Below are 17,430 nucleotides of genomic sequence, written 5' to 3'. Positions count from 1 at the left end.
ACCCCGCCCCGGACCTTCGGTCCGACCCTCCTCCTCAAGGGGAGGGTGGAGATCGGCCCATGAAGTTCAACAGGCTTCGTCTCGTCGGCTTCAAATCCTTCGTGGAACCAGCGGAATTCGTCATCGAGCGCGGTTTGACCGGCGTCGTCGGCCCGAACGGCTGCGGCAAGTCGAACCTTGTCGAGGCGCTGCGCTGGGTGATGGGCGAGAATTCCTACAAGAACATGCGCGCCTCCGGCATGGACGACGTGATCTTCTCGGGCTCGGGCAACCGCCCGGCGCGCAATACCGCGGAAGTCGGCCTTTATCTCGACAATAGCGACCGCACGGCACCCGCTGCTTTCAACGACAGTGACGAAATCCAGGTCACTCGCCGCATCGAACGCGAACAGGGCTCGCTCTATCGCATCAACGGCAAGGAAGCCCGCGCCAAGGATGTGCAGCTGCTGTTTGCCGATGCGTCGACCGGGGCGCGCTCGCCGTCCATGGTCGGCCAGGGGCGTATCGGCGAGCTGATCCAGGCGAAGCCACAGGCCCGCCGCCAGCTTCTCGAAGAAGCGGCCGGCATTTCCGGCCTGCATTCGCGCCGCCACGAGGCGGAGCTGCGCCTGCGCGCCGCCGAAGGCAATCTCGAGCGCCTGGATGATGTGACCTCGCAGCTCGAAAGCCAGATCGAGAGTTTGAAGCGTCAGGCCCGTCAGGCCAACCGTTTCAAGACACTGTCCGCCGATATCCGCGCCCGCGAGGCCATTCTGCTGCATATCCATTGGGTACAGGCCAAGGAGGCGGAAGCGGAAGCCGACAGCGGCCTCAACCAGGCAACCGTCCTGGTCGCCGAAAAGGCGCAGCTGCAGATGGAGGCGGCGAAGGCGCAGGCCATTGCCAGCTTCAAGCTGCCGGAGCTGCGTGACGACGAGGCAAAGGCCGCCGCCGCGTTGCAACGGCTGCAGTTCGCTCGCAATCAATTGGAAGAAGATGCCAATCGCATCCTGCGCCGTCGCGACGAGCTGACCCGGCGGCTGGCGCAACTGGGCGAGGATATCCGTCGCGAAGAGCGTCTTGTTGCCGATAATGCCGCGATCCTGGCCAAGCTCGAGGCAGAAGAAGCCGATATTGCCGATATTCTCGCCGACTCCGGCCGGCTTGCCGAGGAGACGCGCGAGGCTTTCGAGGAGGCCGCGTCCAAGCTTGCAGATAGCGAACGCATCTTCACCGCGCTGACGGCTGAACGCGCCGAGGCCGCCGCCGCGCGCAACCAGCTTGAGCGTGCCATTCGCGATCTTGCCGATCGCAAGATGCGCCTGGAACGTCAGATGGACGAGGCGAATCGCGAGCTGTCCGCCATCGATGAGAAGATGGCCATGCTGCCGGACCCCGGCGGAAAGCGCGATATGGTCGAAACCGCCGAAGGCGTCGTTGCTGATGCAGAGGCGGCAATCCAGCGTGTCGAAACCGCTCTTGCCAAGGCCCGTGAGACCGAAGCTCTATCGCGGGCGCCGGCCGATCAGGCCCGTTCCCGGCTGAATGCGCTGGAAACCGAATCGCGCACGATCTCGAAGATGCTGGCAGCGGGCGCCGCCTCCGGCACCTTCGCGCCGGTTGCCGAAGAGCTGCGTGTCGATCGCGGCTTCGAGACCGCGATTGGCGCGGCGCTCGGTGACGATCTGGAATCGCCGCTCGATCCGCAGGCACCCGCGTACTGGTCGGACAATGGCAGCGGCCCCGCCGATCCCGCCTTGCCGGAAGGCGTGACGCCGCTGATTTCGCATGTCGGCGCACCGGCTGCCCTGACGCGTCGTTTGCGCCAGATCGGCCTTGTCGCGGCCGGGGATGCCCTGCGTCTCATGCCGGCGTTGAAGCCGGGACAGCGGCTCGTGACTAGGGAAGGCGCGGTCTATCGCTGGGACGGCCATGTGACTGGCGCGGATGCGCCGAGCGCCGCCGCCTTGCGGCTGGCGCAGAAGAACCGTCTTGCCGAGCTTGAGGCCGAAGTCGAACTCGCACGCGATATCCTACTCGAGGCGGAAGAGCGTCTGGCCGCGGCCGGCGAGGCGATTCGGTCAGAGGAAGGCCGCCTGGCCGTCGCCCGCGATGCCAGCCGTCTCGCCGCCCGCCATCTCGCGGAAGCCCGTGAAGCCCTGGTTGCGGCCGAACGCGCCTCCGGCGATCTGATCCGCCGTAGGGATATCATCACCGAGGCTGTCAGCCAGCTGCAGGCGCAGATGGAAGAAGTGACGGTGCAGGATGAAAATGCCCGCATCGAACTGGAAGACGCGCCCGATCTGACGGCGATCGACATCAAGCTGCGCGACCAGCAGGCAGAGGTTGCGACCGATCGTGGCGTGCTGGCCGAGGCCCGCGCCCGTCATGAGGGATTGAACCGGGAAAATGAGGCCCGGCAGCGCCGCATCCTGGCGATCCAGCAGGAGCGTGACGGCTGGAACCAGCGTGCCGCCAGTGCCGAGGAGCATATCCAGACCCTGCGCGACCGCGAGGAAGAGGCGCGCGAGGAAGCCGCCGAGCTTGACCTCGCTCCGGACGAATTCGACGACAAGCGCCGTGCGCTGATGAATGAGCTGCAAAAGGCCGAGGAGGCCCGTCGAGTCGCGGCCGACCGCCTGGCCGAAGCGGAAATCGTGCAGCGCGACGCCGACCGGCAAGCCACGACCGCCTTGTCCGAACTGGCGGAAAGCCGTGAAAAGCGCGGGCGCGTCGAGGAGCGGCTGGTGTCGGCTCGCGAGCGCCGGCAGGAGAGCGAGCTGCGTATCCGCCAGGCGCTCAATGTCGAGCCGCACGAGGCGCTGCGGCTCGCCGGGCTGGCGGTCATGCAGGATATTCCCGATCCTCGCGAGGTCGAGCGCGAGCTGGAGCGGTTGAGGATCGAGCGCGAGCGCCTGGGCGCCGTCAATCTGCGCGCTGAGGAGGAAAGCAAGGAGCTGACCGAGCGGCTGCAGGCCCTGATCAAGGAGCGCGACGACGTCATCGACGCCATCCGTAAGCTGCGCGGCGCGATCCAGAGCCTCAACCGCGAAGGCCGTGAACGGCTGATCGCCGCCTTCGACGTCGTCAACGCACAATTCCAGCGGCTGTTCACCCATCTCTTCGGGGGCGGCACGGCCGAACTGCAACTGATCGAATCCGACGATCCATTGGAAGCGGGCCTCGAAATTCTCGCACGCCCGCCGGGCAAGAAGCCGCAGACGATGACGCTGCTCTCCGGCGGCGAGCAGGCGCTGACAGCGATGGCACTGATCTTTGCCGTCTTCCTCACCAATCCGGCACCGATCTGCGTGCTGGACGAAGTGGACGCGCCGCTCGACGACCACAATGTCGAGCGCTATTGCAATCTGATGGATGAGATGTCCGCCTCGACCGAGACACGGTTTGTGGTCATCACCCATAATCCCATCACCATGGCGCGCATGGATCGCCTTTTCGGCGTCACCATGGCCGAGCAGGGCGTTTCCCAGCTCGTCTCCGTCGACCTGCAGACCGCCGAGCGGCTGCGGGAAATAGCTTGAGCGCGTGTCTCCCCGACTGGAAAGAGAGAAAACTGTTTCCATATCGACAAGAAATTGCCGCTTCGGCTGCCGTACAGCTACAAAGCGTGATAGTTTTGTTTTCGATCAATAATACGTGGCGCTGAACCGCCCGGAAGGGAAGCATGTCTGGGTCTGATGGCAGTATTTTCGATATCCTCGGAATACTCGCTGTATTGTTTCTTGTGGTAGCCAATGGATTCTTTGTCGCCGCCGAGTTTTCTCTCGTTTCCGTGCGACGCAGCCGCGTGACCGAGCTTGTCGCCGAAGGGCGGATGAACTCCAAGGCGCTGCAAAAGGCGGTCGATAATCTCGACGCCAATCTTGCCGCCACGCAGCTTGGCATCACCATCTCCTCGCTTGCGCTTGGTTGGGTCGGTGAGCCGGCACTCGCCCATCTCCTCGAGCCGCTTCTCGCTTTTCTGCCCGGCTCCTGGGCCGCTGCCGGATCGCATGCCGTCGCGGTTGCGATTTCCTTCATCATCATCACCGCCCTGCATATCGTGCTTGGCGAACTCGCGCCGAAGAGCCTGGCATTGCAGCGCAGCGAAGGCACTGCTCTAGGGGTCGTGCGGCCGCTCGGTCTCTTCCTCTTCCTGCTTCGCCCGGCGATCACGGTGCTGAACGGTCTCGGCAATCTGGTCCTGCGGCTTTTCGGGCTGCGGCCGGGCACCGGCGAAGGCTCGTTGCATTCGCCGGCGGAAATCAAGCTGCTGGTCGCCCAAAGCCAGGAAGCCGGTCTTTTGGAGCAGGCGCAGCAGGATCTGGTCGAGCGCGTTTTCAACATCGGCGACCGGGACGTTTCCGATATCATGACGCCCCGGCTGGAAATCGATTGGATCGACGCCGATGACACGCCCGAGGAGATACAGAAAACCATCCGGGAAAGCCGTTTCGAACAGCTTCTCGTCAGCCGCGGATCGATAGACGAGCCGATCGGCATGGTGTTGAAGAAGGATCTTCTCGATCAGCTTCTGAACGGCAAGCCACTCGACCCGATGGCGGTCATTCGCCAGCCGCTGATCGTCCACGAAGCCACAGCGGTCTTCAAGGTGCTGGAAAGCTTCAAGCGCGCACCCGTACGCCTAGCCATGGTCATCGATGAATATGGCAGCCTGGAGGGGATCGTCACCCAGACGGACCTCTTGGAAGCCATTGCCGGCGACCTGCCCGACATGGAAAACGAGAGCCCGGATGTTGTCGAGCGCGCCGATGGTTCGCTGCTGATGGAAGGCATGATGCCGGCCTACGACGCTTTCGAGCGGCTCGGCCTGCGTGATCGCTCGGAAGACAGCAACTTCCACACGCTCGCCGGCTTTGCGCTCTATCATCTGGGCCATCTGCCGGATGTCGGCGAAAGCTTCACATTTGACGGCTGGCACTTCGAAATCATCGATCTCGACGGTATGCGGATCGACAAGATATTGGCGCGGCGGGAGCCGGGGGCTTAGTTATTTGTTTAGGATCATTTAGGTTGCGTTGACGGCAGACCGTTGAGCTTCGGTTGGAATGGCGTGACCTCGATTTCTCCCTCTCGCTTGCGAGTTTGAGCAATGTCGTAGCTATTCTGCATTCGCATCAGCGTATCCATGGACACGCCGAATGCTTTTTCGATCCTGAGAGCCATCTCCGGCGAAAGATGCGCTCGTTCGTTGAGAAGCGCGGAAAGGGTCGGGCGCGTGACGCCGAGGGCCTTGGCGGCATCGGTGACGGAAAGCTCAAGAGCCTCGACGATCTCGCTTTTGACAAAACCGCCCGGATGGGCGGGGTTTTTCATGCGGATGCCCTGTATAGCGTTCATTACCACCTCCTAGTGATAGTCTTCATAATCGAGGTCGATGATCTCAATTTCCGTCCGGTCTATTCGAAACGTCAATCGCCAGTTTTTCGTAACAAACAGGCTCCAGGTGCCCTTGCGGTCGCCCGTCAGTTGATGGGCTTTCCAACTCGGAACCGTCCGCAATTCCTCTTCCTGCTCCATATCCTGAAGGAAAGAGATAATTCGCCGTAGCTTCGGCACGAAGGCAGATTGCAGGCCAGAGGCATCATCTTCCTCGATGAAGCGGCGTAACGCTTTATGGATCACGTTTCTGATCTTCATGGCTTTAGATAGTAAATACGCCGTAGTGCGTCAAGTTACGCTTTACGAATTTGCTGCAGCAGGCATGGTTTTAAGGGCCATGATCCCATATTTATTGTGCAGCGCAACAATTTGCCGCATTTGTCGATTTTCATTTCCGTCTCAATGAATTAAGTTCTGCTTGAGGAGTTGGATGGGGGAAAATGACGAAGTGGGTTTATACATTCGGCGATGGTAAGGCCGAGGGTCGCGCTAAGGATTATGAGCGGCTCGGGGGGAAGGGTGCCAATCTTGCCGAAATGTGCAGCTTGGGCCTGCCGGTGCCGCCCGGCCTGACGATCGTCAGCGAGGCTTGCGCTTTCTACTACAAGAACGGCCGCAGCGTTCCCGATGAGCTGAAACCGCAGGTCATGCGGGGGCTCAAGCAGATGGAAGCGATCACCGGACGCAAGTTTGGTGATACCGCGCAGCCGCTGCTGGTCTCCGTGCGCTCCGGCGGACGCGCGTCCATGCCCGGCATGATGGATACCGTCCTCAATCTCGGCCTCAACGATGCCACGGTGCAGGCGCTCGGACACGATGCCGGTGATGCCCGCTTTGCCTGGGACAGCTATCGCCGCTTCATTCAGATGTATGCCGATGTCGTCATGGGTCTCGACAACGAGGTTTTCGAGGAGATCCTGGAGGACGAGAAGGCACGCCTCGGCCATGAATTCGATACCGATCTGTCCGCCGTCGAATGGCAGCATGTGGTCTCGCTCTACAAGACCGTCATCGAAGAGGAACTCGGCGAGGCCTTCCCGCAGGAGCCGGAAGTGCAGCTTTGGGGCGCGGTCAGCGCCGTCTTTTCCAGCTGGATGAACCCGCGCGCCGTCACCTATCGCCATCTGCACAATATTCCCGAAGCCTGGGGCACTGCGGTCAATATCCAGGCCATGGTCTTCGGAAATCTCGGCAATTCGTCGGCCACCGGCGTCGCCTTCACCCGCAATCCTTCGACTGGCGAGAAGGAGCTCTACGGCGAATTCCTCGTCAATGCGCAGGGTGAGGATGTCGTCGCCGGCATCCGCACGCCGCAGAGTATCACCGAGGTTGCCCGTATCGCTTCCGGCTATGAGCGGCCGTCGATGGAAAAGCTGATGCCGGAAGCCTTTGCCGAATTCCGCCGTATCTGTACCCAACTCGAAACGCATTACCGCGACATGCAGGATCTGGAGTTCACCATCGAGCGCGGCAAGCTCTGGATGCTGCAGACCCGCGCCGGCAAGCGCACCACCAAGGCGGCGATGAAGGTGGCGGTCGATATGGTCGACGAGGGCGTGATCACCGAAGACGAAGCCGTCTCGCGTATCGAGCCCTCGACGCTTGACCAGCTCCTGCACCCGACCATCGACCCGCGCGTTCATCGTGAGGTCATCGGCTCCGGCCTTCCGGCTTCGCCGGGGGCGGCCACGGGCGAAATCGTCTTTACCGCCGAGGAGGCGATCGCTGCCGAGGAGGAGGGCCGTAAGGTCATCCTCGTGCGTATCGAGACCAGCCCGGAGGATATTCATGGCATGCATGCCGCCGAGGGAATCCTCACCACGCGCGGCGGCATGACCAGCCATGCGGCGGTCGTCGCCCGCGGCATGGGCCTGCCCTGCGTCGTCGGTGCCGGCACCATGCGCCTCGACATGCGCAACGAGAAACTGATCGGCATCGGCATTACCCTGAAGAAGGGCGATATCATCACCATCGACGGTTCTGCCGGCCAGGTACTGAAGGGAGAGGTGCCGATGATCCAGCCGGAACTCTCCGGCGATTTCGGCCGCATCATGGCCTGGGCCGACCGCTCGCGCCGCATGACGGTGCGGACCAATGCCGATACGCCGGCGGATGCTCGCGCCGCCCGTGCCTTCGGCGCCGAGGGCATCGGCCTTTGTCGCACTGAGCATATGTTCTTCGAAGGCGACCGCATCCATGTGATGCGCGAGATGATCCTTGCGGAAGGCGAGGAGGGGCGCCGCGCAGCCCTCGACAAGCTCCTGCCGATGCAGCGGCTCGATTTCACCGGCCTGTTCACAATCATGCACGGCCTGCCGGTGACTATCCGCCTGCTCGACCCACCGCTACACGAATTCCTGCCGAAGACGGACGAGGAGATCGCCGAGGTCGCCGGCATCATGGGCATGGAGCCGGCCATCCTGCGCCAGCGCGTCGATGCGTTGCACGAGTTCAACCCCATGCTCGGTCATCGCGGCTGCCGCCTGGCTATTTCCTATCCCGAAATCGTCGAGATGCAGGCTCGCGCCATCTTCGAGGCGGCTGTTGCCGCCGCAAAAGAGACAGGGGCGGCGGTGGTTCCCGAAATCATGGTGCCGCTGGTCGGCCTGCGCTCCGAGCTCGATTACGTCAAGGCGCGCATCGATGAGGTAGCCGGCGCCGTCATGACCGAAGCCAGGATGAAGATCGACTATCTCGTCGGTACGATGATCGAGCTGCCGCGCGCAGCACTTCGCGCCCATATCATCGCCGAGGCGGCCGAATTCTTCTCCTTCGGCACCAACGATTTGACGCAGACCACCTTCGGCATGTCGCGTGACGATGCCGCCGCCTTCATCCCGACCTATCAACGCAAGGGCATCATCGAGCATGATCCCTTCATCTCGCTGGATTTCGATGGGGTGGGGGAGTTGATCCGCATCGCCACCGAACGTGGCCGCCGCACCCGCAACGACATGAAGCTTGGCATCTGCGGCGAGCATGGCGGGGATCCGGCCTCGATCCATTTCTGCGAGGAGATCGGGCTGGACTACGTCTCCTGCTCGCCCTTCCGCGTGCCGATCGCGAGACTCGCGGCGGCGCAGGCAGCCATCAAGGCCAGGATCTGACGTTCACGCGACGGGCGGCGCGATGATCAGTGCCGCCAGTAGCCGCGATGATAGTAATAGCGCGGTCCGATGACATAGGGCGGTCCCCAGAAGAAATCGTCATTGCTTTCCATGAAGGCGCGCTGGTCGGCGCGGCGGCTCAGATCCTGGTTCATCATGCAATTCGCGAAATTCTGTGTGCCGGGCCTGAAGCCGTAACCGCTGCATCTCGACTGGTCCGCCGCTCGGATCTCCTCCGCCGTCTGGCAGCCGGATAGGAGCAAGCCTGTGGCGATGAGGAGGAGTGCCGGAGAAATACGCATTGCCTGATGTCCTGGATTGAGATGTGCAGGTTGGGATCATAATCCCGCTCGGCAGGGTGCGAAAGGCCTGTCGCACGGCGAAAGCAATTCCAGGGAAAGTGCGTTGCGGCTTTCCGTCCGAAAGTGCGTAAAAACAAAGAGATAGAACCTTTAAGCCGCGTCATCCAGCCTTTGCGGCAGGCGTTGCAGCACATCGACAAAGGCATCGGTGAAACTGAGCAGATGCGCGGTTTCCTCATCGGGCTCCAGCACGCGAATCTCCGTCCCGTCCAGGTCGAGCGCCGCGAAGATGATGCGCATCTTCTCTCCGCCCTCCGGTATCCACAGAACGGCCAGCCGGCGGTATTCCGATATCAATCCGGTGGCCGGAAGATCGAACAGGAGTTCGCCGCCCACAGCTCTGGCTGCGGTTCGCACCGCTTCGCAAAATCCTGCTTCGCCGCCGGAAAAACCATCGAGCGACAGCTCCAGTTCCAGCAGTTCGAGCGGCAGGGCAGGCTCAATGGCATCGGCGGCAGTGCTGGTTGTTGCAGGCAACGGCTTGGCGGCGATGTCGGGCGATTTCTTCGTTCCCATCTCCTCAAGTCCTTTCATAGCCACGGTAAGACACGAAAATCATGGCCTTTTTTCGGAATTTAAGCAAGTACTCACACTTTTGTGCTCGTCGGCGCCAAATCGTCCTGCAGTCGAAGCTTGTTTATTCGCGCCGCGACATCCGATTTATTTTCGCCGTTTCTTGCTCTAAACATGGGATCAGCCCTTCGGGATTCGGTGCACCCGCTTTCCGATCCGACGCGCCGACGAGCCCTTGATGACCATTCGCTTCGACCGTCCCGTTTCGCATGCCGCACTCGCCGCGCGCCTGATTGCTTCCTTTGCGCTGGTGCTGTGCGGGGTGATCTTGATCGGCCATCGGTTCGGGCCGCTGGAAACACCCTATTTCGTTCTGTTGCTGCTGATTTCGGCGGGCTTTGCCGCGCTTGCCGTACTGCTTGCGGTCGTTGGCCTCACGCAGCTCTGGCGGATGGCGGCGCTCGGTGGTGTTTCGGCCGTCAAGGCGTTGATCTATGCTGCGTTGCCGCTGGCGATCGTCGGCATCGGCGTCGAGCGCTACTGGACGCGGCCGGCAATCTACGACGTATCAACAGACCTCGCCGACGCTCCGGAATGGCTGGCGACGCCGGAGGCGAAACAGCTCTGGCTGCCGGCAAGGCGGCTTGTGACATCAGGGGATCGCGAGGCGCAGAATATCGCCTATCCCGCGCTCACCAGCCGCCGTTATGAGGGGGCCTCCGACCGTGTGCTGGAAGCCGTGCGCAAGGTCGCCGGTGACAATCACATCACCATCGTCAAGGTTGTAGGCACCGATTTGGTCGATCCGAACGGCGATCAAAAACCGCGCCGCCGCACGCCCCGGCAGCGCCCGAGCCCGACGGCGGATGATAGCGCCGTCACCGACATGCCCGATATTATCCCGGTGCCGACACCGCGGCCCTATCGCGACGGCGTGGCGGACCTCATTCGTCAGAACACAGATGTCATCCTGCAGGGCGAGACCCGCACCCGCATTTTCGGTCTGCACTTCGACGTACTGATCCGCCTGCGCGAGGAGGCGGAAACGACATTGGTCGATGTCCGCGTCGCATCGCGCTACGGTCAGGACGATCTCGGCATCAGCGCCGATATCGCCGAAAGCTATTTGAAGGCGCTGGACGCCGAGCTCCTGGGCATTGCCGGAAGCTGACCTGGTTTAGGCGGGCCTGTAAGCCCCGAGCAGCGCCGGCGGTCCGTCCGTCAGCACCTGGCCCTTTTCCACCAGATCCTCCAGATGCGCCAGCACGGACAGGGCTGCCGCGCCATGCAGGCGTGGGTCCGTGTCGCGGTAGATGGCCTTGACCATATCGGGGATCAGCCGGTCGCCGGCCTTGATGCGCTCCAGCACGGCGCGCTCGCGCATGCGCCGGTGGGTCCTGAGCCCGCGCATGAAGGAGGCGGGCTCCTTTACCGGGCCGCCATGGCCGGGGAAAAACAGGCGGTCGTCACGGGCAAGCAGCCGCTCCAGCGAGGCCATATAATCGGCCATGGAGCCATCCGGCGGCGCGACGATCGTCGTTGCCCAGGCCATGACATGGTCGGCGGAAAAGACGATGCCGCTGCCCTCGAGCGCGAAACAGGCGTGGTTGGCCGTGTGGCCGGGCGTCAGAAGCGCGGTCAGTTGCCAACCGTCCCCCGAGACGCTTTCGCCGTCACCAAGCGTGATATCCGGCCAGAAATCCATGTCCGAGCTCTCGGCGAAAGGATTGACCTCGCCCTCGTGCAGCGGCCGCGCGGCACGGTGCGGCCCCTGGCCGACCGTCAACGCCCCCGTCGCCTCCTTCAGCCGCCTGGCGAGCGGCGAGTGGTCGCGATGGGTGTGGCTGACGAAGATATGCGTGACCTCGCGTCCCTCCAGCGCCGCCAACAGGGCGGCGAAATGCTCTTCATTCTCCGGCCCGGGATCGATGACCGCGACCGACGAGCCGCCGACGATATAGCTGTTGGTGCCGTGGAAGGTGAAGGCGCTGGGATTGTTGACCGTCATCCGCTCGATGCCGGGCGCAACCGGCACGGCGCGGCCATAGGCGGCCTCGAAGGCAAGGTCGAAGTCTGGATTGCTCATGATCGCTTGTATTCGACCTCTATGAAGGACATCGGCTCGGAGCCGGCATTGACGACATTATGCTCGACCCCGGCTTCCCGCCGATAGGCAGCGCCCTTGGCAATGTCGACACGCCTCTCTCCGTTCGGCTCCTCGAGCAGGAACTGGCAATCGGTCATCGGCACCACGACGTAGCCGAGGCCATGGACATGATGGCCGGTATCGGCGCCCGGCTCGAAATCCCAGCGGGTAATCCGCACGACATCATCATCGACAAGCACGGTGGGGACAGCGGGCGGGCGGGCACGATACTGGCTCATCGGATCTCCTGATGGGATTTGGGGATGACAAGACCTAGCATAGCCGCTTGGGAAGCGTATAAAAATATGCGCTCACCTATAACTTAATGATTGTGAGCGGATGCGACCTTTGCTAATCAGGCGGTGATTTGGCGCGGATCGTCGCCATGTCACTCTGGTGGGGCGTAGCCAAGCGGTAAGGCAGTGGTTTTTGGTACCGCCATCCCTGGTTCGAATCCAGGCGCCCCAGCCATTGGTTGAACGTCGTAACCACAACTATTCCCACCCACCCTTAAACCTTGTTTGACCTTTCTCCTGCAATCTGGCCGCCACCACCATTCCGATGCAGGCAGCCATGAACAGCAACTCCCCACCACTCCTTTCCATCGTCGCCCCCTGCCACAACGAGGAAGAGGGGCTTCGCGAGTTTTGCCGGCGTGCCGTCGCAACCGCACGCAGTATTGCCGGGGATGCCTTCGAGGTCGTTCTGGTGGATGACGGTTCCACGGATGGGACCTGGGAGATCATTGCCGCGCTGGGCCGCGAGATGCCGCAGGTGCTCGGCGTCCGGTTGATGCGCAATCATGGTCATCAGTTGGCCGCCACCGCCGGGCTTGCCGCTACGCGGGGCGAGCGCGTGCTGCTGATCGATGCCGATCTGCAGGATCCGCCGGAGCTGTTATTGATGATGATGCCGATCATGGATCGGGGTGCGGATGTCGTCTATGGGCAGCGGGTGCGGCGGGAAGGGGAGAGCTGGTTCAAGCTTGCCTCCGCCTCGCTGTTCTACCGGCTCCTGTCGCGGCTCGCCTCGGTGGCGATCCCGCGCGATGTCGGGGATTTTCGCCTGATGCGCCGGCGTGTGGTCGATATCCTGCTGTCGATGCCGGAGCGTGATCGCTTCATTCGCGGCATGGTCAGCTGGATCGGCGGGCGGCAGGTGGCGCTGCCCTATGAGCGCGACGCCCGCTTTGCCGGCACGACCAAATATCCGCTGCGCAAGATGGTCAATTTCGCCATCGACGCCATCACCAGTTTCTCCACCGTGCCGCTGCGCATCAGCACATGGCTCGGCATGGTCTCTGCCGCCTGCGCCATCCTGCTCCTGATCTATACGGTGGTGCGCTGGATCGAGGGCGAGACGATCATCGGCTGGTCCAGCATCATGGCCGCGATCACCGCCTTCAGCGCCATCCAGCTGATCTGCATCGGCATCATCGGCGAATATATCGGCCGGCTGGTTCAGGAAAACAAACGGCGGCCGATGTTCATGATCGAGAGCCTGGCGCAGGCCGGCCGATCCATCGAAATCACCGGCGATTTCGCCGAGCTGAACGCCGCCGGCAAGCGCCGCGAGCTTGAACGTCTCCTCACGGATCAAGGAGAGGCGGAAGAGGATAGCAGTCGGGCGAGGGCGGTCCGCTGATGCCGCATTCAACCGCAAACCTGTCTCCGGTCGAGCCGGCTATCCCGGTCGAAATTGCAGCCGTTCCGGATAGTGCGATCGTCAGGCAACGTCCGGGCTTCGCCATCGCCGCTTTCGTCATCCTCGTCGCCATCTTCGTCGCCGCTTTCCAGTTTCCGCCGATCCTGGATTATCCGAACCACTATGCGCGCATGTGGCTGCTGGCCGGCGGCATAGCGGAGCCGCCGTTCGACCGGATCTATGCGCTCGATTGGAACCGGACCTTCACCAATGTCGGCATCGATCTTGCGGCCTATTGGTTGGGGCCGTTGGTCGGCGTGCCTGTGCTGGCGCGCAGCCTGCTGTTCCTTGCGATCGTGCTGCCGCCGCTCGGCGCCATCGCCCTGCATCGCCGCCTGTTCGGCGGCTCCTATTATTGGCAGATCGCCATCCTTTATTTCGCCTGGTGCGCGACGCTGATCGGGGGCTTCATCAATTTCCAGATCGGCCTGGGCATGGCGCTGTTCTTCGCGACGGTCGATCATGCTTTGCAGCCGAAGAGCCGGACAGCGCTGTTTGTCTGGCGCGCCGTCGCCGGCCTGTTGCTGACCGTCATGCACATCTTCTCGCTCGGCTTCTATATGGCGCTCGTCTGCGGCCTCGAGTTTTCGCCGACAGCGGCGGCCCTAAAGTCTCCGCGCGCTTTCGTCGGCCTGTGCCTCAGGCTGGTCGTGGCGATGCTCGCCTGTACGCTGCCGGCAATCTGCCTGTTTCTCTATGCGCCGGTGCTGCCTGATGGCAACGATACCGGTCTGGGAGCGGCGTGGAACGATACGCCGGGCCTGATACTGGCGAACCTGATGTCGGCGATCTGGACCTATACGGCGCTGGCCGACATGCTGCTGCTGATCCCGCTGGTGCTGGTCTGCACCAATGCGGTGCGCACAGGCCGATTGAGATTGCATGCCGGGCTTGCCGTTACCGCTATCGGCCTGCTGGTCCTTGCCTGCATCTCCCCGCGCCATGTCCTGGGCACCGGCTGGATCAGCTGGCGTTTCCCGATCATGGCGGCGCTGGTGGCGATGGCCATGATCTGCCCGCTACCTCGGCTGCCGCGCCGGCAGGCCCTCACGCTGGCCGTGGTGCTTGCATGTGTGGCACTTGGCAGGACGGCCTGGATTGGGGTTAACTGGTGGCATGGGCAGGCTGACGCCGCCGCTGTCCGCTCCGTCCTTGCCGCTGTTCCGGAGGGCTCGGCCATCCTGCCGGTGACCCATAAGCCGAAAGGCATGCCGGTCGGCATCGATCAGAGGCACTACGCCTGGAACGAGGATACGTTCCGGCATCTGCCGACGCTTGCCGTCCCTTACGCCCATGCCTTCGTGCCGACGATCTTTACCGCCGCGGGCAAGCAGCCGCTGACGGTTCTATCGCCGTGGAGGGATATCGCCGTACCGGAGGGCAACCTCTTTTCCATCGGCCTGTTGAATTGCCCGGCCGAACTGAAGGCGTTCAGCGCCATCGCGCCCTATCTCGCCAATTGGCGGCAGCGCTTCGACTTCGTGCTTGTGGTCAACGCGGATATGCCCGACCAATATGGCGGCGATACCATTCCGCCCGGCTTGCGGCTCGCCGCCGATACGCCCTTTGCCAAGCTCTATGCCATCGACAAGGCTTTCGTGCCCGCAGCAGATACCGGGCCGGCGAAAGCCTGTCCCGATCCATGGACATCGGAAGGCTGAGCCTGTCCCGATAACAAAACAGGCGGCCCCTTCGAGCCGCCTGTTGAATGCGTGTCCCCGATGGTTTGCGAGACTCAGCTTGCCTTTTCAGGCGCCGGTGCCAGCAGTTCGGCGCAGTAGGAGGAGCCGCTGGTGCCGGGCTGGTCGCCGAGGATGCGGACCGAGCGGATGACGTAGCTCTGGTTGGTGACGATATCGGCCTTGCAGCTGAGATAGCGCTTGCCGCCCTTCTTCCCGTCCTTGGTGGCGATAGTGATGGTCTTGTAGCCGCCCCGCCAGGTGTAGACGCGGTTGCCGCTTTCGTCGCGGTCGGAAAGCGGTGGGCCGTAGGAGGCGAAGAAGCGCCCGGCCGACTGGCCTTCCCAGCGGTCCTGAACCGGGTTGCTTGCAAGCGCCGGGAGAATTGGTGTCGTGGTGGTGCTGGCGCAGCCGGCCAGCGCCAGCAACAGTCCCGCCGCGGTGATCATGCGGATATTCATCGTATCGTCCTTGAGCTTCTGTCTCGCATTCGGTTGCGGAAGCGCCGCTGTCCCACGACATTTCCGCCTGTCCCGCTAAGGGCTTTAGCGCCAAAGCCGGCAAAAGAAAATTCCCATCCGCGTGTACAAGTAGGATTTTGCCGAAAGTGTTGCGTCTTATGCACTTTGCTCTATCCGCTGCCTGTTTTTTCTGCCGATTTTCCAGGCAATTGCCTCTGTAATCTTTTCGTCAAGAAACAAATGGTTTTTTTGAATTTGGTGCTTGTGCATCAAAAATGGCTGGTCTATAGAAGCGCCGCTGGTCACGGAGTGTAGCGCAGTCTGGTAGCGCACCACGTTCGGGACGTGGGGGTCGAGTGTTCGAATCACTCCACTCCGACCAGCCGTAAGCTATTGTTTTCCCGAAACAAAATCAAATTCCCTGATATGAAATATCATTTTGCCGCCACCGATATCGCCACCGATACGATGCGTTATAGAACTCGTCGCAATCATTCTTGGTTTGATTGATCGTCCGCCACGCGAATGATGTTACCGCTTCCAAGGCCGATGCTTCGGTCTGCGCCCGGCGGGGAGACCTCAACTAGCCTATCCGGCAAGCTGCCCACCTTCTTAAAATTCATGCGCCCGATCCGATAAGTCTGGATCGATTGAAATTCAGGTTTTGAACGAGTGGGATCAATGGGGTCTTCGAAAAGAACCTCGCACACAAATCGTGGTTTCAGATAATACGCATGCACCCGGATATCATTATGGTAGTTTGATCGCGTTTTGGTTGAAGATTCGTAGAGAAAATCCAATTATCCGATGTTAGACGAGACAGATCAGCAGATATCACACTCGATTAAGAAGTTCCGTATTGGCTGGTGGAACACGCATATGACACCGCCCAAGGGCAATGCGCTACCCGGAGGGGAGCATGCCCTTGTGTTGGAGGTCATCGTCCTCCTCCTGACGGAATGTCATGTTGTCTGCCTCGGGGAGGTGTCGTCTGCCGATCTCGATTGGCTTGCGGACCGATTCTCAGGAACCCCGTTCGCCGTACAAGACATGACGCAAGGAGGGAGGGCCAGCAAATTCAATCTAGGTGTTATTTACAATGAAGAGGTCGCAACATTTATCGGAAATGAATTCAACATACCTAATATAGGTGGCGATAATTATAAAATCTCGTGCAGGATGGATTTTGTAATATACGGCGAGGATTACTTTTCGTTTCTTGTGTCCCACTGGCCGAGCCGACTGCTGAAGCGCGACGACGCTGAAATCCGTGGACACTATGGTGCAGCCTTGAGGAAGGAAGTCGAGGATTTACAAAGCGACGGGGTGAAGTATCTAGTAGTCCTGGGGGATTTCAACGACGAGCCTTTCAATCACTCAATGACAACATTCCTGCGGGGGTGTCGTGACGCGAGCTTTGTAAATTCGAATCCTGACTTACTCTACAATCCATTCTGGAAGCAGATTGTGTCCCCCAGGGGATATATCAAATCACCTGGGCCAAGTGATCCGACTGGAACGTATTTCTATAGAAGCGACAATCTTCACAGGTGGCGCGTGTTCGATCAGATGTTATTCTGCTCCGCATTCGTTGGCGGCAGCGAGTGGCATTTGAATGAGAAAGAGACAGGTGTTTTCCGATATGAACGCCTGGTCGAGGCGGTCGAAAGTTCGAGATCGAAGCTTGATCATTTGCCGATAATAGCCGAACTAAACAAGGACGCCACGAATGGTTGATTTCAAAGCACAATTGGCAAAGGGGTTCACTGCACACCAAAAGGCTTCCGCAGCCAAGGAGGAAGTGAATTCAATACTGCAGAACCTGACGGCCCAAGTAGAGGATTACACTGGCGGCAGGGTTGGCATCACATTAAAGCGGGAGATCGCATCGTTCACCGCTGAAATGCTTAGTAATGTTGCGAGCCTCACCAGCGGGGTGCCTGCAACGCCGCCATTGAAGACACAGTACAATCTCGTGGCGTACGATAAGAGTCGAGGATGTTGATTTCCACTGAGAGCTGACCCGGCACAGCCTGATATTTCCATTGAGAATTGACCCATGTTTCAACCGTCCCT

General features: G+C 61.1%; 15 protein-coding genes and 2 tRNA genes. 10 read left to right on the top strand and 7 right to left on the bottom strand.

The features are described 5' to 3' along the window. Window positions 1–59 precede the first annotated feature (59 nt). Both AB6803_RS20155 and AB6803_RS20150 read left to right on the top strand, forming a co-directional pair. Window positions 60–3,521, top strand: a complete 3,462-nt coding sequence (locus AB6803_RS20155) for a chromosome segregation SMC family protein (RefSeq protein ID WP_371110558.1) — start codon at window positions 60–62, stop codon at window positions 3,519–3,521. A 143-nt stretch (window positions 3,522–3,664) separates the two neighbouring features. Beyond that, window positions 3,665–4,990 (top strand): hemolysin family protein, encoded by a 1,326-nt coding sequence (locus tag AB6803_RS20150; RefSeq protein WP_371110557.1) that lies wholly within the window; start codon window positions 3,665–3,667, stop codon window positions 4,988–4,990. Between the two features lie 14 nt (window positions 4,991–5,004). Here AB6803_RS20150 and AB6803_RS20145 read toward each other — a convergent pair whose 3' ends face one another. Continuing rightward, window positions 5,005–5,340: a HigA family addiction module antitoxin gene (locus AB6803_RS20145; RefSeq protein WP_007693835.1), complete on the bottom strand. Its 336-nt coding sequence runs from the start codon at window positions 5,338–5,340 to the stop codon at window positions 5,005–5,007. Window positions 5,341–5,349: 9 nt separating this feature from the next. Beyond that, on the bottom strand, window positions 5,350–5,625 hold the full coding sequence (locus AB6803_RS20140) for a type II toxin-antitoxin system RelE/ParE family toxin (RefSeq protein WP_371110556.1): 276 nt from the start codon (window positions 5,623–5,625) through the stop codon (window positions 5,350–5,352). A gap of 197 nt (window positions 5,626–5,822) precedes the next feature. Between AB6803_RS20140 and ppdK the strand changes: the two genes are divergently transcribed. Further along, the gene (ppdK, locus tag AB6803_RS20135; protein WP_371110555.1) at window positions 5,823–8,489 is read left to right on the top strand and encodes a pyruvate, phosphate dikinase; all 2,667 of its coding nucleotides are present in this window, start codon (window positions 5,823–5,825) and stop codon (window positions 8,487–8,489) included. A gap of 26 nt (window positions 8,490–8,515) precedes the next feature. Here ppdK and AB6803_RS20130 read toward each other — a convergent pair whose 3' ends face one another. Both AB6803_RS20130 and AB6803_RS20125 read right to left on the bottom strand, forming a co-directional pair. Then, on the bottom strand, window positions 8,516–8,791 hold the full coding sequence (locus AB6803_RS20130) for a hypothetical protein (RefSeq protein ID WP_371110554.1): 276 nt from the start codon (window positions 8,789–8,791) through the stop codon (window positions 8,516–8,518). Window positions 8,792–8,941: 150 nt separating this feature from the next. Continuing rightward, window positions 8,942–9,367 carry a hypothetical protein gene (locus AB6803_RS20125; protein WP_371110553.1) on the bottom strand — a complete coding sequence of 142 codons (426 nt, stop codon included), beginning with the start codon at window positions 9,365–9,367 and terminating at the stop codon, window positions 8,942–8,944. A gap of 235 nt (window positions 9,368–9,602) precedes the next feature. Between AB6803_RS20125 and AB6803_RS20120 the strand changes: the two genes are divergently transcribed. Then, window positions 9,603–10,535, top strand: a complete 933-nt coding sequence (locus AB6803_RS20120) for a DUF1499 domain-containing protein (protein WP_371110552.1) — start codon at window positions 9,603–9,605, stop codon at window positions 10,533–10,535. Window positions 10,536–10,541: 6 nt separating this feature from the next. Here AB6803_RS20120 and AB6803_RS20115 read toward each other — a convergent pair whose 3' ends face one another. Then, complete coding sequence (locus tag AB6803_RS20115) at window positions 10,542–11,450, bottom strand: MBL fold metallo-hydrolase (protein ID WP_371110551.1); 909 nt, start codon at window positions 11,448–11,450, stop codon at window positions 10,542–10,544. Continuing rightward, window positions 11,447–11,749 carry a cupin domain-containing protein gene (locus tag AB6803_RS20110; RefSeq protein ID WP_371110550.1) on the bottom strand — a complete coding sequence of 101 codons (303 nt, stop codon included), beginning with the start codon at window positions 11,747–11,749 and terminating at the stop codon, window positions 11,447–11,449. Before AB6803_RS20110 ends, AB6803_RS20115 begins: the two co-directional genes overlap by 4 nt. A gap of 158 nt (window positions 11,750–11,907) precedes the next feature. Here AB6803_RS20110 and AB6803_RS20105 point away from each other — a divergent pair. From AB6803_RS20105 to AB6803_RS20095, 3 genes are all read left to right on the top strand, one after another. Beyond that, window positions 11,908–11,981: transfer RNA gene (locus tag AB6803_RS20105), tRNA-Gln, on the top strand. Window positions 11,982–12,083: 102 nt separating this feature from the next. Then, on the top strand, window positions 12,084–13,154 hold the full coding sequence (locus AB6803_RS20100; RefSeq protein ID WP_371110549.1) for a glycosyltransferase family 2 protein: 1,071 nt from the start codon (window positions 12,084–12,086) through the stop codon (window positions 13,152–13,154). Beyond that, complete coding sequence (locus AB6803_RS20095; protein ID WP_371110548.1) at window positions 13,154–14,875, top strand: hypothetical protein; 1,722 nt, start codon at window positions 13,154–13,156, stop codon at window positions 14,873–14,875. The genes AB6803_RS20100 and AB6803_RS20095 overlap by 1 nt, the downstream gene beginning before the upstream one ends. Before the next feature lie 74 nt (window positions 14,876–14,949). On the opposite strand, the gene AB6803_RS20090 is transcribed toward AB6803_RS20095, so the two are convergent. Beyond that, window positions 14,950–15,354, bottom strand: coding sequence for a hypothetical protein (locus AB6803_RS20090; protein WP_371110547.1), 405 nt, complete (start codon window positions 15,352–15,354; stop codon window positions 14,950–14,952). Window positions 15,355–15,659: 305 nt separating this feature from the next. Here AB6803_RS20090 and AB6803_RS20085 point away from each other — a divergent pair. From AB6803_RS20085 to AB6803_RS20075, 3 genes are all read left to right on the top strand, one after another. Next, window positions 15,660–15,736, top strand: a tRNA-Pro gene (locus tag AB6803_RS20085). Window positions 15,737–16,233: 497 nt separating this feature from the next. Then, window positions 16,234–17,091 (top strand): hypothetical protein, encoded by an 858-nt coding sequence (locus AB6803_RS20080; protein WP_371110546.1) that lies wholly within the window; start codon window positions 16,234–16,236, stop codon window positions 17,089–17,091. Continuing rightward, entirely contained in the window at window positions 17,084–17,359 is a 276-nt protein-coding gene (locus tag AB6803_RS20075) for a hypothetical protein (protein ID WP_371110545.1), read from the top strand. The genes AB6803_RS20080 and AB6803_RS20075 overlap by 8 nt, the downstream gene beginning before the upstream one ends. Window positions 17,360–17,430: the final 71 nt, after the last annotated feature.

The organism is Rhizobium sp. RCC_161_2 (assembly GCF_041355235.1).
Lineage (GTDB): Bacteria > Pseudomonadota > Alphaproteobacteria > Rhizobiales > Rhizobiaceae > Rhizobium.
This window is presented reverse-complemented; position numbering and strand designations above follow the sequence as displayed.